The organism is Advenella kashmirensis W13003, assembly GCF_000506985.1.
Lineage (GTDB): Bacteria > Pseudomonadota > Gammaproteobacteria > Burkholderiales > Burkholderiaceae_B > Advenella > Advenella kashmirensis_A.
The window spans coordinates 801,611-826,608 of record NZ_KI650980.1 but is presented as its reverse complement, the minus strand read 5'-3'; the positions used below and the strand labels follow the sequence as shown (position 1 = coordinate 826,608).

17 protein-coding genes and 1 pseudogene are annotated in these 24,998 nt (G+C 53.3%); 13 read left to right on the top strand and 5 right to left on the bottom strand.

The window, feature by feature from the left end; translation table 11 throughout:
- Window positions 1-130: 130 nt before the first annotated feature.
- Window positions 131-1,075 carry an alpha/beta fold hydrolase gene (locus W822_RS38520; RefSeq protein ID WP_024006048.1) on the top strand — a complete coding sequence of 315 codons (945 nt, stop codon included), beginning with the start codon at window positions 131-133 and terminating at the stop codon, window positions 1,073-1,075.
- Between the two features lie 83 nt (window positions 1,076-1,158).
- On the opposite strand, the gene W822_RS46365 is transcribed toward W822_RS38520, so the two are convergent.
- On the bottom strand, window positions 1,159-1,323 hold the full coding sequence (locus tag W822_RS46365; protein WP_024006047.1) for a hypothetical protein: 165 nt from the start codon (window positions 1,321-1,323) through the stop codon (window positions 1,159-1,161).
- 133 nt (window positions 1,324-1,456) lie between these two features.
- Here W822_RS46365 and W822_RS38515 point away from each other — a divergent pair, with 133 nt between their 5' ends.
- On the top strand, window positions 1,457-2,134 hold the full coding sequence (locus W822_RS38515) for a class I SAM-dependent methyltransferase (protein WP_024006046.1): 678 nt from the start codon (window positions 1,457-1,459) through the stop codon (window positions 2,132-2,134).
- A 129-nt stretch (window positions 2,135-2,263) separates the two neighbouring features.
- Here W822_RS38515 and W822_RS38510 read toward each other — a convergent pair whose 3' ends face one another.
- Entirely contained in the window at window positions 2,264-2,443 is a 180-nt protein-coding gene (locus W822_RS38510; protein ID WP_024006045.1) for a hypothetical protein, read from the bottom strand.
- A gap of 184 nt (window positions 2,444-2,627) precedes the next feature.
- Between W822_RS38510 and W822_RS38505 the strand changes: the two genes are divergently transcribed.
- From W822_RS38505 to W822_RS38490, 5 genes and pseudogenes are all read left to right on the top strand, one after another.
- Window positions 2,628-3,260, top strand: coding sequence for a class I SAM-dependent methyltransferase (locus W822_RS38505; protein WP_024006044.1), 633 nt, complete (start codon window positions 2,628-2,630; stop codon window positions 3,258-3,260).
- 513 nt (window positions 3,261-3,773) lie between these two features.
- Window positions 3,774-3,857, top strand: a pseudogene (locus W822_RS46795) (ESPR domain-containing protein); the annotation flags it as partial.
- A 228-nt stretch (window positions 3,858-4,085) separates the two neighbouring features.
- On the top strand, window positions 4,086-13,085 hold the full coding sequence (locus W822_RS38500) for a YadA-like family protein (RefSeq protein ID WP_155848160.1): 9,000 nt from the start codon (window positions 4,086-4,088) through the stop codon (window positions 13,083-13,085).
- A gap of 72 nt (window positions 13,086-13,157) precedes the next feature.
- A complete protein-coding gene (bamE, locus tag W822_RS38495) occupies window positions 13,158-13,997 on the top strand; it encodes an outer membrane protein assembly factor BamE domain-containing protein (protein WP_024006042.1) in 840 nt (279 codons plus the stop codon).
- Between the two features lie 268 nt (window positions 13,998-14,265).
- A complete protein-coding gene (locus W822_RS38490) occupies window positions 14,266-14,520 on the top strand; it encodes a CsbD family protein (RefSeq protein ID WP_024006041.1) in 255 nt (84 codons plus the stop codon).
- Window positions 14,521-14,586: 66 nt separating this feature from the next.
- Here the strand turns inward: W822_RS38490 and W822_RS46355 are convergent, their stop codons facing one another.
- Together W822_RS46355 and W822_RS38485 are read right to left on the bottom strand one after the other, a co-directional pair.
- Complete coding sequence (locus W822_RS46355) at window positions 14,587-14,760, bottom strand: hypothetical protein (RefSeq protein ID WP_155848159.1); 174 nt, start codon at window positions 14,758-14,760, stop codon at window positions 14,587-14,589.
- A gap of 153 nt (window positions 14,761-14,913) precedes the next feature.
- The gene (locus tag W822_RS38485) at window positions 14,914-15,204 is read right to left on the bottom strand and encodes a hypothetical protein (protein WP_024006039.1); all 291 of its coding nucleotides are present in this window, start codon (window positions 15,202-15,204) and stop codon (window positions 14,914-14,916) included.
- Between the two features lie 262 nt (window positions 15,205-15,466).
- On the opposite strand from W822_RS38485, the gene W822_RS38480 reads away from it, so the two are divergent.
- The 6 genes from W822_RS38480 to W822_RS38455 all read left to right on the top strand — a co-directional run bounded on the left by W822_RS38480 (window position 15,467) and on the right by W822_RS38455 (window position 23,376).
- Window positions 15,467-16,555, top strand: coding sequence for a metallophosphoesterase (locus W822_RS38480; protein ID WP_024006038.1), 1,089 nt, complete (start codon window positions 15,467-15,469; stop codon window positions 16,553-16,555).
- 208 nt (window positions 16,556-16,763) lie between these two features.
- A complete protein-coding gene (locus W822_RS38475; RefSeq protein ID WP_024006037.1) occupies window positions 16,764-17,795 on the top strand; it encodes a TRAP transporter substrate-binding protein in 1,032 nt (343 codons plus the stop codon).
- Window positions 17,792-19,675: a TRAP transporter large permease gene (locus W822_RS38470; protein WP_024006036.1), complete on the top strand. Its 1,884-nt coding sequence runs from the start codon at window positions 17,792-17,794 to the stop codon at window positions 19,673-19,675. The genes W822_RS38475 and W822_RS38470 overlap by 4 nt, the downstream gene beginning before the upstream one ends.
- 41 nt (window positions 19,676-19,716) lie before the next feature.
- Complete coding sequence (locus W822_RS38465) at window positions 19,717-20,490, top strand: SDR family NAD(P)-dependent oxidoreductase (protein WP_024006035.1); 774 nt, start codon at window positions 19,717-19,719, stop codon at window positions 20,488-20,490.
- Between the two features lie 98 nt (window positions 20,491-20,588).
- On the top strand, window positions 20,589-21,755 hold the full coding sequence (locus W822_RS38460) for an acetyl-CoA acetyltransferase (RefSeq protein ID WP_024006034.1): 1,167 nt from the start codon (window positions 20,589-20,591) through the stop codon (window positions 21,753-21,755).
- A 46-nt stretch (window positions 21,756-21,801) separates the two neighbouring features.
- Window positions 21,802-23,376: an acyl-CoA synthetase gene (locus tag W822_RS38455; protein ID WP_024006033.1), complete on the top strand. Its 1,575-nt coding sequence runs from the start codon at window positions 21,802-21,804 to the stop codon at window positions 23,374-23,376.
- An 84-nt stretch (window positions 23,377-23,460) separates the two neighbouring features.
- Here the strand turns inward: W822_RS38455 and W822_RS38450 are convergent, their stop codons facing one another.
- Window positions 23,461-24,978 carry a UxaA family hydrolase gene (locus tag W822_RS38450; RefSeq protein ID WP_024006032.1) on the bottom strand — a complete coding sequence of 506 codons (1,518 nt, stop codon included), beginning with the start codon at window positions 24,976-24,978 and terminating at the stop codon, window positions 23,461-23,463.
- Window positions 24,979-24,998: the final 20 nt, after the last annotated feature.

Genomic DNA, 24,998 nt, shown 5'->3' with positions numbered 1-24,998 from the left:
CCGGCAAAAATGATCTCATATTCACTCTCGCTATAACAGAAATCGTGCTTTCCTCATCGCTTGCCGTAGAAGAATACGGCATGATGCAGAGGTCTACACATAAAATGAACTGACCTCGTAGGAGATGAATATGAATTTACGACGAAGAACGCTTAACCTTGCGCTGGCATTTTCGGCCATTTTGCCTGCCACCGGTGTGTGGGCAGCGACGGGCTCAAGCACAGCCAATCATGCATTGCACAGTAATGACACGCATTCAAGCGCTAGCAGGGTCGAAGGCACTCGAACACAGGTTATCAGTACTCCGCAGGGTTCGAAGGTGGAAGTCTTTGTTAACGGCCAGGGCACGCCCATTGTTCTGCTGCCATCTCGCGGACGCGGCGCGGAGGATTTCGATCCTGTTGTGCCGTATTTGGTGAAGCGTAACTATCAGGTTATTCGGCCCGAGCCACGCGGTATCGGCAAGAGCCAGGGCGCCATGAAAGACATTACCCTGAAGGATCTGGCCGGCGATATTGATGAAGTTCTCAAGCAGGTGGCAGGGGGTAAGCCAGTCGTAATCGTCGGGCATGCATTCGGAAACTGGGTAGCGCGCATGACAGCCGTAGAACACCCCGAACATGTGCGCGGCGTGGTGATTATTGCCGCCGCCGCCAAGAAGTATCCTGGCGCTATGCCTGAGCTGGTTGAAAAGGTCAGGCACGCTACCGATATGACGGTGCCTGAGGCGGATCGTTTGGCTGCGCTCAAATATGGTTTTTTTGTCAGGGAAAAGGACGCACGCGCCTGGCTGGGTGGCGGTTACGCTGAGGTCAGCAAAAGCCAGCGTGCTGCCGGCAATGCTACGCCCCAGGCACAATGGTGGTCGGGCGGCGACACTCCCTTGCTGGAAATACAGGGCGAGTTAGATCCGTTCAAACCGAAGGAAACACGCGGAGAAATGAAGGAAGAGTTTGGAGATCGGATCACCACTGTGGTGATCCCCGATGCGAGCCACGCTCTGGTTCCAGAGCAGCCTGAGAAATTGGCCGAGGCGCTGGATGGGTGGATCGGCACACTGCCTGCAGTCAAATAAAACGCCATGCTGCGCTCTTGAGCTTTTTCGAATCATAGTTTGATGCTCTGAAAACCGGCGATGATACATCGCCCACGTCGCATTCACGCAGGACGCCGATACACTTCGACTTTCCGCACATCCACCACGGTAATATCATCGGGTGTACACTTTTCCTGCTTAATCGCTTTCTTCATCGCCTCGCCGCCACTTTTTGCCAGCACCCGAATGGTGCGTCCGTTGGAAATTTTCAGGGTGTATTCGTTCATTTCATTCCTTATTATGCTGCGCGCGTGTCTGTGACTGCCCAAATCGGATTGGCAATCTACGGTACGATAATATCTGAAAATACCCCGCAATCTTCTAACCCACACTTTATTTAGAACGAAAAGGCCTGATCTCATGACAGTGTTTTCCGACCCCAAGCTGGTTGAAAATTACGCATCAAGAACCCAGAAAATTGTGCCAGGATTTTTTGATCTGCACAGAATGGCAATTGTGTTATTGGATGAGTGCGTGTCCGATGATGCGCATATTTTGGTGCTTGGAGCAGGCGGGGGACTGGAGCTGAAGACGTTCTGTGAAGAGCGTCCAGGTTGGACGTTCGAAGGTGTAGACCCGTCTGCCGAGATGCTGGATCTCGCTCGTGAGCAGTTGGGGCCTGTAGCGTCCCGGGTCGATTTCCGGGTGGGTTACATACATGATGTTCCACAAATGTCTTTTGATGGTGCCACGTGCTTTCTGACGCTTCACTTTTTATCCGAACGTGAACGGCGCAAGACGCTGCAGGAAGTCTTTCTTCGACTCAAGCCTGGCGCGCCATTCGTCCTGGCCCATTACAGCTTTCCAGACCAATGTACTGATCAGGAAAAATGGCTTTCCCGGAACGCTCAATTTGCTAATCGTTCCATGCTTCCTGATGAGCAGATCCAAAAGGGGGTGTCGGAAATGAGAAAAAGATTGCCGATTTTGTCCGTACGCGAGGACGAGGCATTATTGCGTGCCGTGGGATTCGAGAATATCGAGATGTTTTATGCTGGATTTTCGTTAAAAGGTTGGGTTGCATATAAGCCTTTGTGAGTTCAGGCGCGCGTGTTTACGCGGCCCGATCGCTTCGTCCTACCCCAAATCAGAACGGTTGTGGCGAGTTGGTTGACGATATTGCAGTCGTGGGAACGGCTATCGCTCAAACTCGTGCGGCCTCAATACTCAAAAGAACTGTCTCCCGCGTGCCGCGTGATCCTCGCGAAGCCGTTCCAGATGCTGTTTGCGGATCCCTAAATCCGTTACATTTTCATCCAGCCAACGGCGAAGTTCGGCTTCCTCTTGTTGAAAGTCCTTTTCTGATGTGAGTGGCACATTCAAGTACTGACGGCTCAAATCATTCATTTTGTATTTCTCCTGATATACGTTTTTCTATCTATCGCCTTAAATAGCTTTTCGCCCCTGAATCCCGCTGTTCTTTTTGTTCAAATATTAACATTTAAATAACATAAATAAAATATTGTTACTTGAGAAGAAAATATTTCAGTTGTCAAATGTAATGCTCCTGCCAGCCTTTTAAAGGTTAGAAATGAAAGACTATTACGCTGCACGTGCAAATGAATATGACAATATCTATTTAAAACCCGAGCGGCAGGATGATCTTCAAGACATCCGTGCATGGCTCACAGCGGAGTTGACTGGGCGCAAGGTTCTGGAAATTGCCTGTGGCACGGGTTACTGGACGCAATTTTATGCTCCGTCGGCGCAGCGGGTGGTGGCGGTAGACGCTGCGGATGAAACGCTCGTCATTGCGGCCGAACGAGTATCCCCTAATGTGCAGCTCCTGCAAGGAGACGCCTTTGACCTTCCGGCGTTCGATATGTCTTTTGATGCTGCTTTTGCGGGTTTTTGGTGGTCGCATATTTCGCGAAAAGACATTGTTCGCTTCCTGACTGGCCTGCATGGTTCGCTGGAGCCTGGCGCCGAAATCATCTTTCTGGACAATCGTTTTGTGCCAGGCAGCAGTACGCCCATTGCAGAGCAGGACGCTGCAGGAAATACCTATCAGCGACGCGCTTTACAAGATGGCTCAACGCACCGGGTGCTCAAGAACTTTCCTACCCGAGAGCAGTTGCTGGCCGACATATCGCCGCACGCGAAATTGTCACAATATTGTGAATGGGAGTATTTTTGGGCGCTTAAATATTCTTTAAAACGCTGATCGCTTTGACAACACTATATTTGATTGGTTAATATCTGCCTATGCAATTAAATTCGTAACCCAGGTTTGTTTGCATCGCCCTGTTCAGGTTAGTCCCCGGCAGGGCGTTATTTTGTGTGCACGCAAATGTATGGCCCACCTCAGGTGGGCTTATCGTTGAATGAACAGTCAGTAGCGCTCAGAAGGAATCTAACTCTAAATCGCTGTGTGTGCAAAACTATCCGACGCGAGTCATTGCCACGAATTCTCACAGTGAAAATATTCCCCTCGCATGCAGACATGCACAGACACAAAAAATTCACCTTCCAAAAAATTGTCAATTCTTGACAATTGCAGGCCAGAAAATTGATCTGGATCATTTTTGGAAATTCCTCATAAAAATAGAATGTGGCTACTACCAAGCCACCTTTTGGACGCGTTGCGCGCGCTCAAAACAGTAACCGTCCGAAAACAAAGGCTTAACGGTAAGACTGAACGATTTATCAGGTTTACATTTGTGTTAAGGATTTGTCTGTGAATAAAATATATCGCGTCATTTGGAATGCGGCGACTGCGAGCTGGGTCGTCGTTTCGGAAATTGCCAAAACGGTATCTGGAAAATCTCGCAGCGTTTGCGTGTCAGATTTACCATCAGGGGCAGCTCGTGTGAGAGCGGATCATTTCAGACTGACTGAAATCGCCAGTGTCCTTTGCATCGCTGGGCTAATATGTGTTTCGTCTCCTGCCTCGGCCGTGCAAAAACTGGGGAACATAGCAGCGGGGGATCTCGTCGCTGGAACGACCTCCGGTATTGAAATTTCCCCGGCCGATTCCCTTTGCAGTACCATGGCCTCTGCTAGCGGGCCTGGATCAATGGATGAGATTGCGATTGGTTGCGGGGCTAAGGCGGAGACGACCAATGCCGCTCTCTCGAGCAGCGAGAATCCCCACGAACAACGTGACGACGTCACCCGGCCTGACCGTGCATTGGATGGAAAGGGTGCAGTAGCGATTGGTCATGATGCATATTCAAACGTGAGCTCCATTTCAGTGGGTGGTGGTGCGAAAGCGAAAGGGCCTGTTTCTGTGGCAGTCGGTGAATGGGCGTATAGTGAAGGTCCATCAAGCGTTGCCTTGGGTATGCGCACTCACGCAAAAGGAAATGCCAGCCTGGCCGTTGGACGCGGGGCGGTGGCAAATGGCGCTCTATCACAGGCAATTGGTGCTACTTCTGCGGCGACCGGCCTGGGTGCTCAGGCAATAGGCTACTCGGCCACTGCGACCGGAGCCAGGTCTATTGCATTGGGTGCTGCAGCCCGTGACCCAAACGTGCCAACGGGCCGCTATACTGAAGCAATGGCGACGAAGGCCGAAGGTACATCCTCCATCGCCATTGGTAGCGCAACCAAAACAATCGGCAAGGATGAGTCGAAAGACGCGGTAGCGATTGGTACGAGTGCCAGAGTATCAGGGGTGTCGGGCGTGGCACTTGGTAAAGATGCCACAGTAACACGGATGGACGCCGTGGCACTTGGTAGCGGGTCCACGACCGATCTGGCCGCTACTGCAGTGACGCAAGCAACGGTAGGAGGCAGAACCTATAGCGGCTTTGCTGGTGTTGCCACTAGTGCAGATCGGGTGGTTTCAGTCGGTGCAGCTGGTGCCGAGCGTCAGTTGAAAAATGTCGCCTCCGGTGAGATTTCCGCTTCCAGTACCGATGCTATCAACGGCAGTCAGCTTTATGCCGCAATGAATCAGGCGGCAAGTTCATCAGGGTCATGGAAACTTCAGGCTAATGGCGATACTGCAAGCACAATTGCATCCGGTGCGACCGTACAGTTCCTTGATGGTGCGAATATCGATGTCACTCGCAATGGCAACAACGTTACAATTGCAACGTCTCCGGCACTGACTGCAAACAGCCTGACGATTAACAACGGCGGACCCGTACTTAACGGGACTGGCTTGGCGATGGGCAATAAAAAAATCACAGGCGTGGCTAACGGTACGAATCCGAACGACGCCGTGAATTTTTCACAATTGGGTGCGGTAAAAACAATCGCCGATAGTGCAAAGACCGAAGCCGCCAAAGGCTGGAATCTCAGAGCCAACGGCGACGCCGCGAGCAAAATCGCTCTTGGAGGCACGGTCGAGTTTCTAGATGGCACGAATATCGACATTACCCGTAGCGGCAACAGCGTGACGATTGCTACGTCACCTGCGCTGACCGCAGACAGCCTGAGCATCAACAACGGCGGTCCGATCCTTAACGGAACCGGTCTGGCGATGGGTAACAAAAAAATCACCGGCCTGGCCAATGGTACCAATCCGAATGATGCGGTGAATGTGTCGCAGTTGCGCGGTGTCAAGTCCGCGGCCGACAATGCGTTAACTCAGGCCACCAGGGGATGGAACCTGCAAGCCAACGGCGATGCTGCAAGCAAAGTCGCGCCCGGCAACACGGTCCAGTTCCTAGATGGCACCAATATCGATATCACGCGAGACGGCAATAATATCACCGTCGCCACCACCGCCAATCTGAAGGCGGACAGCCTGACCATCAATAACGGTGGACCGGTGCTCAATGCCGACGGCATTGCAATGAGCGACAAGAAAATTACTGGTCTGGCTAACGGGACTGACTCCAATGATGCTGTGAATGTCTCCCAGCTGACAGGTGTTAAAACCGTAGCTGACAAGGCATTGACTGAAGCATCCAAAGGCTGGAACTTGCAGGCGAACGGGGATTCCACCAGCAAAGTGGTTCCCGGCGGCACGATTCAGTTCCTGGATGGGACAAATATCGATATTACCCGAGAGGGTAACGATATCACGATCGCGACTTCGCCCAATCTGACCGCAGACAGCCTGGCTATTAACAATGGCGGCCCGGTGATTAGTGGAACCGGTGTAGCCATGGCAGGCAAGAAAATCGTCGGTCTGGCCGATGGGGTAGACGCCCACGACGCTGTGAACGTGTCGCAACTGAATGCAGTGAGTACAATGGCCAATAAGGCCTTGACCGAATCATCCAAGGGATGGAGTCTGCAGGCTAACGGTGACACTGCAAGCAAAGTCGCTCATGGTGATACCGTTCAGTTCCTTGATGGAACAAACATTGACATCACCCGAGATGGTAATAATATTACGGTGGCGACCGCACCAAATCTGAAAGCTGATAGTTTGACCATTAACAACGGTGGGCCTGTTATCAACGGCGAAGGCATCAACATGAGTAACAAGAAACTCACCAATGTTGCGCCTGGTACGTTGGCGGCCGACAGCAAGGACGGTGTAAATGCCAGCCAGCTGTTCGCAGTAGGCAACAGCACAGCCTCCTCATTGGGTGGTGAAAGTGCGTTCAACCCTGAGACTGGCGCTGTGACTGCTGCGTTGAAACTGACTGAGGGAAATCAGACGTTCAACAATGTCAACGATGCATTGAACGCGGTCAACACCCAGGCCAATAAAGGTTTCAACCTGCAAGCCAACGGTGATGCTGCAAGCAAAGTCGCTCCAGGCGATACGGTTCAGTTCCTCGATGGTACGAACATCGATATCACCCGCGATGGCAACAATATTACGGTTGCGACTGCGCCTAATCTGACGGCAGACAGCTTGACGATTAACAACGGCGGTCCAGTTATCAATGTTGATGGTATCAACATGAGTAACAAGAAACTCACTAATGTTGCGCCAGGAGCATTGGCTGCTGATAGCAAGGATGGTGTCAACGCCAGCCAGTTGTTTGCAGTCGGTAACAGCACCGCCTCATCATTAGGTGGTGACAGCACGTTCAATCCTGAAACGGGTGTCGTGACAGCTGCACTGAAACTGACAGAGGGTAATCAGACCTTCAACAACGTCAACGATGCATTGAATGCTGTCAATACGCAGGCTAACAAAGGTTGGAACTTGCAGCTCAATGACGAAGCAGCCAGCAAAGTGGCACCGGGCGATACAGTCAAGCTCGCTAATGGTACCAACATCAGCATCACCAAAGATGGCGATGCAATCTCAATTGCGACAACGCCCGCTTTGACGGCTGATAGTCTGACCATTAACAATGGCGGGCCTGTTATCGACGGTACTGGCATTAACATGAGTAACAAGAAACTCACCAATGTTGCGCCCGGTACACTGGCGGCCGACAGCAAGGATGGCGTAAATGCGAGCCAGCTGTTTGCGGTGGGTAACAGCACAGCCTCTTCACTGGGGGGAGATAGTGCGTTCAATCCCGAGACAGGCATGGTGACCGCTGCGTTGAAGCTGACCGAAGGCGACCAGACTTTCGACAACGTCAATGACGCGCTGAATGCAGTTAACGGTCAGGCCAGCAAGGGATGGAACCTGCAAGCCAATGGTGACACCGCAAGTAAAGTGGCTCCTGGCGATACGGTTCAGTTTCTCGATGGTACGAACATCGATATCACCCGCGATGGCAACAATATCACGGTGGCGACTGCGCCTAATCTGACGGCAGACAGCTTGACGATTAACAACGGCGGTCCAGTTATCAATGTCGGGGGCATCAACATGAGCGATAAAAAGCTTACGAATGTTGCACCGGGTACATTGTCCGCTGACAGCAAGGATGGGGTAAATGCCAGCCAACTCTTTGCGGTGGGCAATAGCACAGCAAACTCTCTGGGTGGCGATAGTACGTTCAATCCTGAAACGGGGGTTGTGACTGCTGCTCTGAAACTGACCGAGGGCGACCAGACCTTCGACAACGTCAATGACGCGCTGAATGCAGTTAACGGCCAGGCTAGCAAGGGATGGAACCTGCAAGCCAATGGTGACACCGCAAGTAAAGTCGCTCCCGGCGATACGGTTCAGTTCCTTGACGGTACAAACATTGACATCACTCGCGACGGCAACAATATTACGGTTGCAACTACTGCTGATCTCAAGGCAGACAGCCTGACGATTAACAACGGTGGTCCTGTCGTCAATGGCACCGGCATCAACATGAGCGATAAAAAGCTCACGAATGTTGCGCCTGGAACACTGTCCGCTGACAGCAAGGACGGCGTAAATGCCAGCCAACTCTTTGCGGTGGGCAATAGCACCGCCTCATCACTGGGCGGTGACAGCACGTTCAATCCAGAAACCGGTGTCGTGACTGCTGCGTTGAAGCTGACCGAAGGCGACCAGACTTTCGACAACGTCAACGATGCACTGAATGCTGTCAACAGTCAGGCGAATAAGGGATGGAACCTGCAAGCCAACGGTGACACGGCAAGCAAAGTTGTTCCTGGTGATACGGTTCAGTTTCTCGATGGAACCAATATCAACATCGCCCGAGACGGTAACAACGTTACGGTGGCTACGGCTCCGAATCTGACGGCAGATAGCCTGACGATTAACAAGGGCGGTCCAGTTATCAATGTCGATGGTATCAACATGAGCGATAAAAAGCTCACCAATGTTGCTGCAGGTACATTGTCTGTTGATAGCAAGGACGGTGTGAATGCCAGCCAGTTGTTCGCAGTGGGCAATAGTACCGCCTCTTCTCTGGGGGGAGATAGTGCGTTCAATCCCGAGACAGGCATGGTGACCGCTGCGCTGAAGCTGACCGAAGGCGACCTGACTTTCAACAATGTCAATGACGCACTGAATGCTGTCAATACGCAGGCCAACAAGGGTTGGAATTTGCAGCTGAACGACGAGGTGGCCAACAAAGTGGCACCAGGCGATACAGTCAAACTGGCTGATGGAACCAACATCAGCATTACCAAAGATGGTGACGCAGTATCAATTGCGACAAAGCCAGATCTGACTGCTGACAGCCTGACCATTAACAATGGTGGGCCTGTTATCAATGTCGATGGCATCAACATGAGCAACAAGAAGCTCACGAATGTTGCGCCTGGTACATTGTCAGCCGACAGCAAGGACGGTGTAAATGGCAGCCAATTGTTCGCGGTAGGTAATAGCACCGCTTCTTCGCTGGGTGGCGACAGCACGTTCAATCCAGAAACAGGTGTCGTGACTGCTGCGCTGAAGCTGACCGAAGGCGACCAGACCTTCGACAACGTCAACGATGCACTGAATGCTGTCAACGGTCAGGCGAATAAGGGATGGAACCTGCAAGCCAATGGTGACACCGCAAGTAAAGTGGCTCCTGGCGATACCGTTCAGTTCCTCGATGGTACGAACATCGATATCACCCGCGATGGCAACAATATCACGGTGGCGACTGCGCCTAATCTGACGGCAGACAGCATGACGATCAACAACGACGGTCCTGTTATCAACGTTGATGGTATCAACATGAGTAACAAGAAACTCACGAATGTTGCGCCAGGAGCATTGGCTGCTGATAGCAAGGATGGTGTCAACGCCAGCCAGTTGTTTGCGGTTGGTAACAGCACAGCCTCTTCTCTGGGCGGCGGTAGCACGTTCAACCCCGAAACCGGTGTCGTGGCAGCGTCGTTGAAAGTCGGTGAGAACACATTCACCAATGTCAACGATGCACTGGATGATCTCAATTCCACCCTGGCATCAACTACTGCGGAAGCGGCCAAGGGCTGGAACTTGCAACTTAACGACGAAGCTGCCAGCAAAGTGGCACCGGGCGATACCGTCAAACTGGCTGATGGAACCAACATCAGCATTACCAAAGACGGTGATGCGGTTTCGATTGCGACAACACCTGATCTGACGGCTGACAGCCTGACCATTAACAACGGCGGTCCGGTTATTAATGGAGATGGCATCAACATGAGTGACAAGAAGCTCACCAATGTTGCGCCAGGCACGTTGTCTGCCGATAGCAAGGATGGCGTAAACGCCAGCCAGTTGTTTGCAGTGGGCAATAGCACCGCTTCTTCACTGGGTGGCGATAGCACGTTCAATCCTGAAACCGGTGTCGTTACAGCATCGCTGAAACTGACCGAAGGTAATCAAACCTTTGATAATGTTAACGATGCATTGAACGCGGTTAATAACCAGGCCAATAAGGGATTCAACCTGCAAGCTAACGGTGACACTGCAAGTAAGGTTGCTCCTGGCGATACCGTTCAGTTCCTTGACGGAACGAATATTGACATCACCCGCGATGGCAGCAACATTACAGTTGCAACTACTGCTGATCTCACGGCCGATAGCCTGACGATCAATAATGGTGGTCCTGTGATCAATAGCACTGGCATCAACATGAGTGACAAGAAATTCACCAATGTTGCTCCTGGCACACTGTCTGCCGATAGCAAGGATGGCGTAAACGCAAGCCAATTGTTTGCTGTAGGAAACAGCACCGCCTCGTCACTGGGTGGCGACAGTGCGTTCGATCCTGCTACAGGGGTTGTCACAGCGTCGCTGAAAGTGGGTGATAGCACCTTCACCAATGTCAACGATGCACTGGATGATCTCCACTCCACTCTGACATCAACCACTGCGGAAGCGGCCAAGGGTTGGAACTTGCAACTGAACGATGAAGCGGCCAGCAAAGTGGCACCGGGCGATACCGTCAAACTGGCTGATGGAACCAACATCAGCATTACCAAAGACGGTGATGCGGTTTCGATTGCGACAACGCCTGATCTGACGGCTGACAGCCTGACCATTAACAATGGCGGTCCGGTTATTAATGGAGATGGCATCAACATGAGTGACAAGAAGCTCACCAATGTTGCGCCAGGCACGTTGTCAGCCGATAGCAAGGACGGTGTAAATGGCGGCCAGTTGTTCGCGGTAGGCAATAGCACCGCTTCTTCACTGGGCGGTGACAGCAGGTTCGATCCGAAAACAGGGACGGTGACTGCGGCGCTGAAGTTGACCGAAGGCAATCAGACCTTCGATAACGTCAACGACGCACTGAACGCGGTCAACACTCAGGCCAATAAAGGCTTCAACTTGCAAGCTAATGGTGACGCTGCAAGTAAGGTCGCGCCTGGTGATACGGTTCAGCTCCTGGACGGAACCAACATCGATATCACCCGCGACGGAAACGTGATCACTATCGCAACGTCACCGGATCTGACCGCAGATAGCCTGACGATCAACAATGGTGGCCCTGTCCTGAACAGCACGGGCATTGATATGAGCGGTAAGAAGATCACCAATGTCGGTGCCGGTACCTTGTCTGTTGACAGCAAGGACGGTGTCAATGCCAGCCAGTTGTTTGCTGTGGGTAATAGCACCGCAAACTCACTGGGCGGCAATAGCGCATTCGACCCGGCTACGGGTGTCGTAACGGCATCGCTGAAAGTGGGTGAGAACACGTTCTCCAATGTCAACGATGCGTTGGGTGATCTGCATACGAGCCTGACAGAGACTACGGCAGTTGCCTCCAAGGGTTGGAGCCTGCAGGCTAATGGTGATACCGCAAGTAAAGTTGCCCCTGGTGATACTGTCCAGTTCCTGGATGGAACCAATATCGATATCACCCGCGATGGCAATGTGCTCACTATTGCAACGTCACCAGATCTGACGGCCGACAGCCTGACGATCAACAACGGTGGTCCGGCCCTGAGCGGCACAGGCCTTGATATGAGCGGTAAGAAGCTCACTCATGTCGGTGCCGGCACTTTGTCTGCTGACAGTACAGACGGTGTCAACGCCAGCCAGCTGTTTGCTGTGGGTAACAGTACAGCAGCCGCTCTGGGTGGTGATAGCAAATTCGATGCTGAAACAGGTTCTGTGATCGCTGGTTTGAAAATCGATGACCAGACCTACAAGAATGTGAATGATGCATTGAACGCGATCAACACCAATGTAGGCGCCGTGGCTCGCCGTGGTTGGGACATTGCAGACGCAGGAGGAATTGTCGGAACCGTGGGCTCCGGTGGTCAGGTCCAGTTCGTTGCCGGCAACACAAACACGAAAGTGGATGTGACCCAGGAAAACGGTATTGCCAAGGTAAGCGTATCTGCAGCGGCTTCGCCATTGCAATATTCACAGACTGCAAATGCTAACGGTAAAAACGACCCTGTGACCGATCCGTTTGGAAAAACCAATTCCGTCACGCTGGTTGGTCAGGATGGCGCAGCGCCAGTCAGCCTGAACAATGTAGCCAAAGCCACGCTGTCTGAAGACAGCCTGCAGGCAGTCAACGGTTCGCAGCTTCACGGCCTTGGTCAGAGCATTGCCAGCACATTGGGCGGTGATACTCGCTTCAATGCCGAAACCGGCAAGCTGGAAACGAAAATCAATGTTGGAGGTGATTCCTACAACACCGTTACGGACGCGTTGAACGGCATTGGTGCGACAGCTTCTCAAGGGTGGCAGTTGCAAGTCAATAACGATGATCCGCAAAAAGTGGCTCCTGGCTCTACTGTCGGCTTCAATCAGGGTAGCAACATTCAGCTGACGCGCGACGGTAATTCAGTCACCATCGCGACTGCACCGAATGTGACATTCGAGTCTGTCAAAACCGGCAAGCTCGAGGGCGATTCGATTTCAGCCAAATCCTACCTCGGTGTGATTGATGGTCCGGCCTTGACTCAATCTGGCATTGATGCCGCCGGCAAACGGATCACCAATGTCCAGGCAGGTGAGATTGCTGAGGGCAGTACCGATGCGGTCAACGGTGGTCAATTGCATAGCCTGGCCAGCGGCACGGCTTCTGCAATCAACAATCTGCAGGGCAATCTGGATCGTGTTGCGAAGGATGCCAATGCAGGTAGTGCGACTGCCGGTGCCATGGCCAATCTGCCTCAGGCCTATCTGCCAGGCAAGAGCATGTTTGCGCTGGCAACCGCCCGATACGTTGGCCAGCAAGGCTTTGCCGCTGGTTTGTCCAAAGTTTCCGATAATGGAAATTGGATTATCAAAGGCAGCGTAAGTGGCAACACGCGTGGCAAGACCATGATTGGTGCCGGCATCGGTTATCAGTGGTAAGTCGTTAAATTCAGTGCGGGCCCCGGCGCAAGCCGGGGCGGTGATTGATCAGATTGAAGAATTTGGATGATTATGAAATATTCGATACGTAAAAGTGTAATGTCGGCGAGCGCCCTTGTTGCCGCCATGGTGCTGAGCGGATGCGGCTCGCTCAGTCATGTTACCTCCAACGGTACGACGGACACACCCGTGTTTCCGGACCCGCAGAACGTGACATTTAATGATAAACAGGGCACGTTCCCTAATCGCGATTCCCTAAACGAGGTCAAAGCGGGCATGACCAAGGACCAGTTGTATTACCTGCTTGGCCGTCCGCATTTTCAGGAAGGCTTCTTTGGAGTCAAGGAATGGGACTACCTGTTCCATTTTCACACGCCTAAAAATGGTAAAAATAGCGTTGCGACCTGCCAGTTCAAGGTGTTGTTCGATGAACACTATCGTGCCCAGAGCTTCTTTATGCGCGCTGTCGGTGAACCCAATGAAATTTGTACACTTGGGCAATCAAAAAAAATCCGGCAGTTCGACCTGGATACCGACGGGGTGTTCGCTTTCGATAAATCGGATTTGCGAAACTTGACGTCAACCGGACGTGCCAGACTGGACAACCTGGTCCGTCGGATTGGACAGATCGGAACGGTCGAGTCGATCGAAATCACCGGTTATACCGATCCGCTAGGTTCGGACGCCTACAACCGTGCCTTGTCGCAGCGGCGGGCACAAACGGTCCGGCAGTACCTTGGAAGTCAGGGCATCCCGATGGAGCGGATGACCACTCGGGGCGCTGGCGCAACAACCGCGTATGCACAATGCGACAGACGGATGGGCAAGACTGCTCTGATTGCCTGCTTCGCACCAAATCGCAGGGTTACGCTGCGTGTCACGGGAGCAGGAAATACGCCGGCAGATAAATAAACCGGTGATTGTCATAACAGGCCGACTGTTGCCAGGAATCAGGGCGAGTCGGCCTGTTTTTTTGCACTTATCTTCTCATCCTTGGGGATATTCCATAAATATGATTCGCATTTGTGCTGGCCGTAGAACGACAAGGAACGGTTTTTAAAGGAAAAATCGATAAATTCGTCCTAATGTTGGCCGGTCTATGTTAAAGATAAGGCATGAGGCATTTTTACTCAATCTGCGGATAAAGCGCCTCTATTTTTCCGCTTAAAAGGTGAATCGAATGACCAGTGCGAACACGATCAAAAGCAAAGCAGAAGAAATGGTAGGAAAAGGGCAGTCTGCCCTGGGCGATGTACTTGACGATCCCGAAATGCAGGCCGAGGGCAGGGTGCGCCAGGCATCCGGTTCGGCTTCCTATGCGGTCAATTCATTTGTTGATTGCATCGTCGATGGTACTCGAAGTAATCCGCTGGGCGCGTTGCTTGGCGCAGCCGCGATCGGACTGGTGCTCGGCCGTCATTTTTATAAAAAATAAGCGATAAAGGCTCAGTATTCGAGCACGTCGTCAGAAGGCCGGGAGCCAGGCTCCCGGATCTTCCACCTACCAGCGATGACGACCACGTCCGTAGTGGCCATAATCTGAATAGTGATGACGATCACGATAGCCATAACCATCGCGATCATTCCAGCGCCCACCGCGCCCATGATCATGAATAATGCAACCCGACAACAGAATAAGTGATAGAAAAATGGCGGTTGTGCTAAGTAGTTTCATATCGTACCCCCGAACACAGGTTAGTCACGCTATCCATATTATTTGAACAGTCAACAGATAGATTTGCTGAATGGTTACCGCAATTTCAATGGGTTACCCGCCGGTGGCCCGGAAAGGGCAAAATAGCTTCAGCTCGTTTCGGCGCTGGCCAGTTTAATAGTTGTAAATACCGACTGTCGGGTGCGCTTGCAGGCAGGCATACCAGCTTCTTTGTGCCACCATGCCCGCCGATAAATCAGGATCGGTTGGAGCGATTGTCCCAGCTACCATCGCGATTGTGATTCTGCCAATCGCGTTCGCGATTATTTTTGTCGCTGCTGTTCCACCGTCCATCATGTCGACCATCCATGCCGGGTCGTTGATTGTTGTCTGTTCTGTTGTATCCCGGACGGTCTTGCTGGTAGTCGGAGCGGTCGCGGTGAGAGTAGCGGTCGTTTGACCCATGCATCCCACATCCTGCCAGGGCGGCCAACGAAACGATTATTGCACCTGTAGTCATGCCTTTCACTTTCATTGTCTTTCCTTTTTGAGGTCCGTGAATGTTCAGTTAAACACAGGAAGAGGGCGAAAACCTTTCTTAAGGGTTACGCAGGGTATCAATGTGTTACATTTGTCGGCGTCATGTGCCGTGTTGTGAGCAAAAGGGAAATCCAATCGACCCGGTACAATAGCCTCATTGTTTTTCTTCTACAGGCAACATTGCAGAATGAGCACGCTTTCGAGTTATCAGGCCATTGCGTCCCTTCCATCCGGTCAACTGGATATTGTCGGCGATATTCATGGAGAATTTGAGGCCTTGTGCCAGTTGGTGGAGCATCTTGGGTATGACGCTGCCGGCAGGCATCCCGAAGGACGCAAATTGGTTTTTGTCGGAGACCTGTGTGATCGTGGGCCGGACAGCCCGGCTGTGATCAGAATGGTGCAAAACCTGGTCAATCTCGGCAATGCCGTCTGTATTCTGGGCAATCACGAGTTGAATATATTGCGTGGACAGCGCAAGGACGGAAATAGCTGGTTCTGGAACGAGACATCTAAAGGCGACGAGAAATTCGGTGTGGTGCGCAGTATCACGAAAGCCGAGCGCCAGCCCATTCTGGATTTTTTCGCCCGCCTGCCCATCATCGCCTGCAATGCAGAACTGCGGGTTGTACACGCAGGCTGGCATACCGCATCGGCCCAGGCGCTGGCTGCGGGACCGTTTCCCTCTCTTTTGCAGTTTTTCAATGAACGTGAGCAGCACACCAGCGCTGTGATGGAACGGGATCGTTTTTTCCAGGACTATGTCGCCGAGCAGCAGCGCTGGCGTGTGCATGTGTCTGATCAATCACAGGCAGTCCCGTTTCTGAAGGCGACGGCCTATATGCGCGAACTGCGGCAGATGGCCAATCCGGTGAGGGTGTTGACGTCCGGCGTCGAAGCGCCAGATAGCGATGCGTTTTTCAGTGGCGGTGAGTGGCGTTTTGTCCAACGGGTGCGCTGGTGGGATAGTTATACGGACCCCGTGCCGGTGCTGATCGGTCATTATTGGCGCAACCCTCAGTCGGAGTCCAAATCGGATGCGCTGGCGCGTGGCCGCGATTTGTTTGCCGGTATCGCGCCGTTTGCCTGGCATGGGGCGCGCAGGAATGTTTTTTGCGTAGATTATTGCGTGGGTGCGCGTTTTCTGGAACGTAAAGGCGTCATGGCGCCCGGCCAGACGCGCCTGGCCGCGCTGCGCTGGCCGCAACGCACGCTCATGTTCGATTCAGGCGAGCAGGTACAGACCTCTGGCTTTGTTGCGAATGCGGGTTCCTGACACGGGCAGGAGCATTCTTTTTGGGCTATTCGGGCATACCCCTGTTGAAAAATCACTTAAATAATTGCAATATGCGTTGATAGCATAAATGTGATCACACAACAGACAAGCAGGCAGGTCGACGGGCGGGCGTCGACGTAATAGGCTGCAGTTTAAAACAGACAGACAATTGAAGAGCGACGCTTAAATTTTCCTGGAGGAGGGAACCATGGCAGTTGTAAAACGCAGGAGTTTTCTGAAATCGGTATCTGCCGTTACCGCGGCCTCGGCTTTCGGGCTGGGTTATTCAAATGTGATATTTGCGCGGCGTGCCGATTTCCGGCTCAAGTTTGCCAATAATCTGCCCGTTTCCCACCCCATGAATATCCGCGCCAAGGAAATGGTCGAGGCCATCAAGAAAGACACGGATGGCGCCGTTGATATTCGTGTGTATCCAAGCAGCCAGTTGGGTAATGATACCGACACGCTGTCGCAGATCCGCGCCGGCGCCGTTGATTTTTTTACCCTCTCTCCCATTATCATGGGTACGCTGATCTCTAAAACGCAAATTTCGGGCATCGGCTTTGGGTTCAAGGATTATGACCAGGTCTGGAAGGCCATGGATGGCGAACTGGGCGCGGCAGTGCGAGAGGAAATTGAAAAGAGTTCCAATCTGACGGCATTCGACAAGATCTGGGATAACGGATTCAGGATTATTACCACCAGCTCTAAACCCATCAAAGTGCCGGATGATCTCAATAGCGTCAAATTGCGCGTTCCCCCCAGTCCGCTTTGGACCTCCATGTTCAAGGGCCTGGGCGCTTCGCCTACAACGATCAACTTTGCCGAGACGTACTCGGCGTTGCAGACGCATATTGCGGACGGCCAGGAAAATCCGATTACCCTGGTAGAAACAGCCAAATTGTATGAGGTGCAGAAGTATGCTTCCCTGACCAATCACATGTGGGACGGGTTCTGGTTTCTCGCCAACCGCGATAATCTGGCCAAGGTGCCCAAGGATATGCAGGAGATTATTCGCAAGCATGTCATGAGTGCCAGCCTGAGCGAGCGGGACGATCTGGCCAAACTGAGCCTGACCGTCAAGCAGACGCTGGAAGGCAAAGGCATGGCGTTTAACGATGTCGATACCAATGCGTTCCGTGGGAAGCTGAAGGAAGCTGGTTTTTACGAAGAATGGAAAAAAACCTTCGGTGACGAACTCTGGGGCAAGCTGGAGAAATTTACCGGGGCTCTGTCTTGAATGTAAGCATCGCCAGTCAGCCGGCTGGCGTCAATACTCATTTGTTGAGCCGGAGCGTGGTGGTCATCAAGACCGCCGTATTAAAGCTGGTGGCGTTGCTTGCGGTGCTGATGCTGGTGTTCGAATCGACGCTCTTGTTTACGGGTGTGATCTTTCGCTACTTTTTGCACAAGCCCATCATCTGGTCAGACGAGCTGGCGCAGTCGGTTTTTATCTGGCTGTGCATGTTCGGTGCTGCGCTGGCGCTGGACCGGCACGAACATATGCGCTTGACTGCGGTGGTCGCGCGGTTCTCGCAGCGGGCTCAGGCCTGGTTTGAAACTCTGGGCCTGGTCATTATTCTGACGTTTGCCGTTTATCTGATTGGTCCGGGCTTTCATCACGCGTCGGGGCAGATGATCGTCACCTCGCCCGCCTTGAATATTCCCGATGGCTATAGGGCGCTTGCGATTCCGGTTGGATTGTGTCTTTTTGCCTTTATCGCGTTAAGTCACCTGCTGGCATACTCGCGCTGGCTCGATATCCTGACCTCATGCCTGGCCGTTGCCATCGTTGGCTACGCGCTCTGGTATTTCGCTGACTTTCTGTACGATCTGGATAACCTGAATCTGATCGTCTTTTTTGTCATTGTCCTGGGTGCCTGCGTGATGTGCGGGGTGCCTATTGCATTTTCTTTCGGTATTGCGACACTCGCCTATATCGTTAATATTGCAGAGGTCCCGCCGTCTATCGTGGTGACCCGGATCGACGAAGGCGCTTCGCATCTGGTGCTGCTGGCTGTCCCGCTGTTTGTGGTCTTGGGCGTACTGCTGCAGATCAGCGGCATGGCGCGCAAGCTGATTGATTTTATGTCATCTGTGCTAGGGCATATTCGCGGCGGACTCAATTACGTATTGCTGGGCGCCATGTTTCTGGTGTCAGGCATTTCTGGTTCCAAGGTGGCCGATATGGCGGCTGTGGCGCCTGCGTTGTTTCCTGAAATGAAACGCAAGGGTGCGGACGAGAATGATCTGGCGGCGCTGTTGTCGGCCACCGGGGCCATGACGGAAACCATCCCGCCCAGTCTTGTTCTGATTACAATCGGCGCGGTGTGTGGCGTCTCAATTAGTGCACTGTTTATCGGCGGACTGGTTCCCGCGCTGGTGTGCACGCTGGCGATCGCACTGGTCTGCTATCTGAAGTCTCGCAGCGCGCAACAGGGCACGCTCAAACGGGCGGCCGCGGCGGAAATCGGCCGAACGTTTCTGTGGGCGCTGCCTGTTCTGATTTTGCCCGTGATCATCCGCGTGTGTGTGGTCGAGGGCGTGGCCACGGCAACCGAAGTCGCTTCGATCGGCATTGTCTATGTGATTATTTATGCGGTCATCCTGCAGATTCTGGCCGGCGGTGTGGAAACATCCCGAATTTATCCCATGCTGGTCGAGGCCACATCACTGTCGGGCGCCATTCTGCTGATTATTGGCGTGGCAACCGCCATGGCCTGGGCGCTGACGCAGTCGGGCTTTTCGACCACATTGGTGGATTTCATGACGCATATTCCCGGTGGCGTATTCGGGTTTATGACAGTCAGCATTATATTGTTCGTTCTGCTGGGCAGTGTCCTGGAAGGCATTCCGGCTATTGTGCTGTTTGGCCCGCTGATTTTTCCTGCCGCCCAGGCGCTGCATATTCACGAGGTGCATTACGCCATCGTGATTATCCTTGCCATGGGCATCGGCCTGTTCGCGCCGCCATTGGGCGTGGGTTTTTACTCGGCGAGCGCCATCAGTAAAGTCAACCCTGATCGTGTCATTCCCAAAATGTGGCTGTATCTTGCCGTTTTGCTTGTGATGACATTTGTTATTGCTTTCGTACCCTGGTTCTCTATCGGATTTCTGTAAGCGGACCGGCTTGATCTTTTATTTGATAAAGGTGGTGCTGTATGAGTGAGACAACCGCACATGACGTTCCCGTTGCCGTCATCACCGGAGGTGGCAATGGGATCGGCCGGGCGATCGTAGAGGCGTTCGCGCAGGCCGGATACACAACCGTGATTGCGGACGTCAATGAAGCGGATTCGCAGGCACTGGCCGGCGCGCTGAACGACCAGTCATTGCAGGCCCGATACGCGCAACTGGATGTGGCCGACGCAGATAGCATTGCGCATTTTTTCGAAAATGTTGATCGTGATTATGGTCGTTGTGATGTCCTGGTCAACAATGCGGGGATTGCCAAAACGGTGCCCTATCTGGATTATCCCAGGGATCACTGGGAGAAGGTCATGCAGGTTAATGTGACAGGGCCGTTTTTGATGTCGCAGCATGCGGGCCGGCTCATGCGCAGACAGGGCGGCGGGCGTATCATTAATATCGCGTCGATAAGCGCGGAGCGCGCCAGTTGGGGTCGTGCTGCTTACGGTACCTCCAAGGCCGCAGTGTTCGGCCTGACGCGCCAGATGGCGCTGGAGCTGGCGGAGTTTGGTATTACGGCCAATGGCATTGCGCCTGGTCCGGTAGACACGCCACTGACCCAGGCGCTGCATACGCAGGCGGCGCGGGAAGCGTTTACAGGCGCGATACCCATGAAACGATACGGCACGCCGCAGGAAATTGCGGCCGTGTCCCTTTTCCTTGCGTCTGAGGCGGCTTCTTACATAAATGGTCAGGTAATTCCCGTTGATGGTGGCTTTCTGGCGGCGGGAATTACGGGCCACTAAAGCGGGGGCCTTGCGGTCAATGTCTCGCGTGGTCAAAGGCTCGTGTGGCCAATTGCGTACGGTGTGGTGAACAGATTCAATCAGAGGAGACAATAGCAATGGATGCATCGATCGCGGGCTGGGCCCATTCGAAATTCGGAAAAATGGACGGCATCGATCCGGAACAGATGATTGGTGATGTGGCGCAGCAGGCGATCGCACATGCCGGACTGGATGCAGTAGACATTGACTCTGTACATGTGGGTCATTACAACGGCGGATTTCTGTATCAGGATTTTCCATCTTCACTGCTTTTTAACGCCATTCCACAGTTGCGTTATGTGCCTGCGGTCCGCCTGGAAAATGCCTGCGCGACGGGCTCCGCAGCAATTCATTCCGCATTGAATGCAGTGGCGGCCGGTCGCAGTCGTTATGCGCTGGTTCTGGGCTTTGAGAAAATGTCTGAATTGTCGACCCCTGAAATCGGTGATGTGCTGCTCAAGTGCTCTTATGCCAAAGAAGAGGCGGGCATCGCCGGTGGTTTTGCAGGTTTGTTCGGCAATGTGATTGCCAAAACATATTTTGACCGCTACGGCGATCAATCCGATGCGCTGGCGATGATTGCGGCCAAGAATCATCACAACGGGCTGGCCAATCCCTATGCGCATATGCAAAAGGACTTCGGTTTTGACTTCTGCCGCAATGAGTCGCAGAAAAATCCGTTTGTTGCCGGACCGCTCAAGCGCACCGATTGTTCTCTTGTGTCTGACGGTGCGGCTGCCGTTATTATTTGCCGCGATGACGATGTCTCCACACCCGCCAATCGCGTTCGTTTTCTGGCGACGGCGCAGATCAATGACTATCTGCCATTGAGTCGTCGCGACCCCATTGTGTTTGCAGGCGCCAGTCGCGCCTGGCAACAGGCCCTGGGCGACAGCCAACTGACGCTTGACGATTTGTCATTTGTTGAAACGCATGACTGCTTTACGATCGCTGAACTGATTGAATATGAAGCCATGGGCCTGGCTGCCCCGGGCGAGGGTGCACGCGTGATTCTGGATGGCATCTGCGCCCGGGATGGACGCCTGCCCATTAATCCGTCAGGCGGCCTCAAATCTAAAGGACATCCGATCGGGGCAACCGGCGTATCCATGCATGTGATGGCCGCTTTGCAACTGAGCGGACAGGCGGGCGATATGCAACTGTCAAACGCCGATCGCGCCGGCGTATTCAATATGGGTGGTTCGGCCGTTGCCAATTATGTGAGTCTTCTTGAGCGCGCCTGAGTGCGCGTGTGACCCGTGTGATCGGTGAATAATCTGGAATGAAGTCATGCTGAAGCCGGTAAAAAATTTAGGTAATTTTCTGACAGACGTCAGTCAGCGCTTTGCGCAGTCGCCCGGTTTTATACAGGGTGATCGTAGCTACACCTGGGCGCAGCTCAATGCGCGTGTCGATGCGCTTGCTCACGGATTGGCCAGCCTTGGCGTAGGCAAGGGTGATCGTATTCTGATTCATTCTTCCAATAACGTGCAGCTTTTTGAAAGTTGCTGGGTTGCGTTCAAGCTGGGTGCGATCTGGGTTCCAACCAATGTACGGATCACAGAATCGGAAATCGCCTACCTGGCGTCGGCCAGCCGCGCTTCGGTGGTCATTTATGATGAGGGCTACACCACTCACGCCAGGCGTTGTTGCGAGGCGGCCGATTCCGTCAGGCATGTCATTGCTATTGGCGAACCGGCCGCAAGTGAATTGCATTATGACGCGCTACTGGAACGACATGTAAATGACGGCCGCTTCGAGGCGGTGGAAGTGGAGTACGAAGACCCCTTGTGGTTTTTTTTCACGTCCGGGACGACCGGGTTTCCCAAGGCGGGGGTCTTGTCGCACGGCCAGATGGCATTTGTCATAACCAATCACCTGGCCGATTTGCTGCCAGGCATTGATCACTATTCACGCTCGCTTGTGGTGGCGCCGCTGTCGCATGGTGCTGGCATTCACGCGATCGCCAATACCGCCCGGGGCGCGGCTAGTGTGCTGCCGGTGTCTGCACGGCTCGATTGTGAGGAGGCATGGCAACTGGTGCAGCAGTATCGCGTGGACAATATGTTTACAGTGCCGACGATCGTCAAACGCCTCACCGAGGATCCGGCAGTGGATCGCTTCGACCATTCATCGCTCAAATACGTGATCTATGCAGGTGCACCCATGTACCGTGCTGACCAGAAACATGCCTTGCGCAAACTGGGCAGGGTACTGGTGCAATATTATGGCCTGGGCGAGGTGACGGGCAATATCACGGTTTTACCGGCGCATATGCATCAGGAGGATGACGACGCGGCTGATGCCCGGGTCGGCACCTGCGGCTATGCCCGCACAGGCATGGATATTGCCATTCTGGACGAGGAGGGGCAGCGCTGTGATGCTGGGGTCACTGGCGAGATTTGCGTGCGCGGGCCAGCTGTCTGTATGGGCTATGACAGCAATGAGGCTGCCAATGAAAAGGCCTTTAAGTACGGGTGGTTTCATACCGGCGATCTGGGGTATATGGATGCCGGGGGCTATTTGTATATCACGGGTCGCCAGTCGGACATGTATATTTCGGGTGGCTCGAACGTGTACCCGAGAGAAATTGAAGAGGTGTTGCTTACCCACGCGGCGGTATCCGAAGTGGCGGTATTTGGCGTACCGGACGCCAAATGGGGAGAAGCCGGTGTAGCCGTGGTCGTCTGCAAGAAGGGTAACAGGATCGATGCGGCGACTTTGAACCATCATCTGCACGGTAAAGTGGCGCGCTACAAGCATCCGGCCCGATACTATTTCTGGGATTCCATGCCCAAATCGGGTTACGGGAAAATCGTCAAAAAAGATTTGCAACGCATGGTGCAGGATGATGCAACGACTTAATTCTGGCGTTTTATCACTGGCGCAACCGGACGTACGGGCATTGTCCGTTGCGCCTGCCAGGAGTGGTCAGACTGAGCGGTTTGCTTACATGGTCACGCCTAGTGGCCATGGTGCAAATTCATTTTGGCCGTACCCATGCAACTCGCTTTTGGTGCGTGTGCCGGATGCGGTGTCCAGCATCATGCGATAGATTTTTTCGCCCAGGCTGTCGACAGTTTCTTCACCGGTAATGACCGTGCCGCAGTTGATATCAATATCTTCCTCCTGACGTTCCCACAAGGCGTTGTTGGTGCTCAGCTTAAGGGAAGGCGAGGGCGTACAGCCGTAGGCAGAGCCGCGGCCCGTCGTAAAACAGATAATATTGGCACCCGAAGCGACCTGGCCGGTAGCCGAGACCGGGTCAAAACCCGGGGAGTCCATGAACACCATGCCCTTGGCAGTCACAGGCTGGGCATATTCATAGACATCATTCAAATTGGTGGTGCCAGCCTTGGCAACAGCACCCAGCGATTTTTCCAGAATCGTCGTCAGGCCACCGGCCTTATTTCCTGCAGACGGATTATTGTTCATTTCCGCAAAATTGCGTTCGCAATAATCTTCCCACCATTTGATACGGGCGACCAACTTTTCGCCGACTTCGCGACTGACGGCGCGCTGGGTCAGCAAATGCTCGGCGCCGTATATTTCGGGCGTTTCGGACAAAATGGCGGTACCACCGGCGCGCACCAGGCGATCCACCGCGGCGCCCAGCGCCGGGTTTGCAGTGATGCCGGAGTAGCCGTCAGAACCACCGCATTGCAGACCGACAGTCAAATGCGAGGCAGACACTGGCTCGCGCTTAACCTGGTTGGCGGCTGGCAGCACGGATTTGACTACATCAATGCCTTTGGCCACGGTTTTGGCCGTGCCGCCGGTATCCTGAATGGTAAAGGTCTGCAGGTTGACGCTTTCTTTCAAATTGCCGGAGGCAAGAATGGCCGAGATCTGGTTTGATTCACAGCCCAGTCCCACCATCAGCACGGAATGAAAGTTCGGATGCCGGGCATAGCCGACGAGTGTACGCCGCAGTGTTTCCACAAAAAGTCCTTCTGCGGCGTGACCACAGCCGGTCGCATGGGGTAGTGCAACCACACCGTCTACATTAGGAAAACCGGCAAGCGCATCGGGATTGATATCGCGACGGAAATGATCGGCAATGGCCTTGGCTACCGTGGCCGAACAGTTGACCGAGGTCAGAATGCCGATGAAATTGCGGGTGGCCACGCGACCATCGGGCCTGACATAACCCATGAACTGGTCAGCCTGATTGTTGACCGTAACCTCTTTAGTGTGGGAGCCGAAATCGTAATCACGTTCGAAATCCATCATGGTCATATTGTGTGTATGAATATGCTGACCGGCCCGGATATCACGCGTCGCCTTGCCGATAATCTGATTGTAGCGCCGTACCGGGCTGTCTTTTGGAATGTCCTCGGTGGCAATCTTGTGCCCGGCAGGCACCAGTCCCGAAACGGTGACGCCATCTGCGGTATAGCCTTGCATCAGCTGCTCGGTCGCAATAATGACATTGTCGTTGGCATGCAGTCGTATGGTTTTTTTCATGGAAAGTCTCCGGATATAGG

Excerpts from the sequence above, each read along its gene's own strand:
- W822_RS38520 (WP_024006048.1), top strand. The coding sequence starts at position 131 with ATGAATTTACGACGAAGAACGCTTAACCTTGCGCTGGCATTTTCGGCC.
- W822_RS46365 (WP_024006047.1), bottom strand. The coding sequence starts at position 1,323 with ATGAACGAATACACCCTGAAAATTTCCAACGGACGCACCATTCGGGTG.
- W822_RS38515 (WP_024006046.1), top strand. The coding sequence starts at position 1,457 with ATGACAGTGTTTTCCGACCCCAAGCTGGTTGAAAATTACGCATCAAGA.
- W822_RS38510 (WP_024006045.1), bottom strand. The coding sequence starts at position 2,443 with ATGAATGATTTGAGCCGTCAGTACTTGAATGTGCCACTCACATCAGAA.
- W822_RS38505 (WP_024006044.1), top strand. The coding sequence starts at position 2,628 with ATGAAAGACTATTACGCTGCACGTGCAAATGAATATGACAATATCTAT.
- W822_RS38500 (WP_155848160.1), top strand. The coding sequence starts at position 4,086 with ATGGCCTCTGCTAGCGGGCCTGGATCAATGGATGAGATTGCGATTGGT.
- bamE (WP_024006042.1), top strand. The coding sequence starts at position 13,158 with ATGAAATATTCGATACGTAAAAGTGTAATGTCGGCGAGCGCCCTTGTT.
- W822_RS38490 (WP_024006041.1), top strand. The coding sequence starts at position 14,266 with ATGACCAGTGCGAACACGATCAAAAGCAAAGCAGAAGAAATGGTAGGA.
- W822_RS46355 (WP_155848159.1), bottom strand. The coding sequence starts at position 14,760 with ATGAAACTACTTAGCACAACCGCCATTTTTCTATCACTTATTCTGTTG.
- W822_RS38485 (WP_024006039.1), bottom strand. The coding sequence starts at position 15,204 with ATGGGTCAAACGACCGCTACTCTCACCGCGACCGCTCCGACTACCAGC.
- W822_RS38480 (WP_024006038.1), top strand. The coding sequence starts at position 15,467 with ATGAGCACGCTTTCGAGTTATCAGGCCATTGCGTCCCTTCCATCCGGT.
- W822_RS38475 (WP_024006037.1), top strand. The coding sequence starts at position 16,764 with ATGGCAGTTGTAAAACGCAGGAGTTTTCTGAAATCGGTATCTGCCGTT.
- W822_RS38465 (WP_024006035.1), top strand. The coding sequence starts at position 19,717 with ATGAGTGAGACAACCGCACATGACGTTCCCGTTGCCGTCATCACCGGA.
- W822_RS38460 (WP_024006034.1), top strand. The coding sequence starts at position 20,589 with ATGGATGCATCGATCGCGGGCTGGGCCCATTCGAAATTCGGAAAAATG.
- W822_RS38455 (WP_024006033.1), top strand. The coding sequence starts at position 21,802 with ATGCTGAAGCCGGTAAAAAATTTAGGTAATTTTCTGACAGACGTCAGT.
- W822_RS38450 (WP_024006032.1), bottom strand. The coding sequence starts at position 24,978 with ATGAAAAAAACCATACGACTGCATGCCAACGACAATGTCATTATTGCG.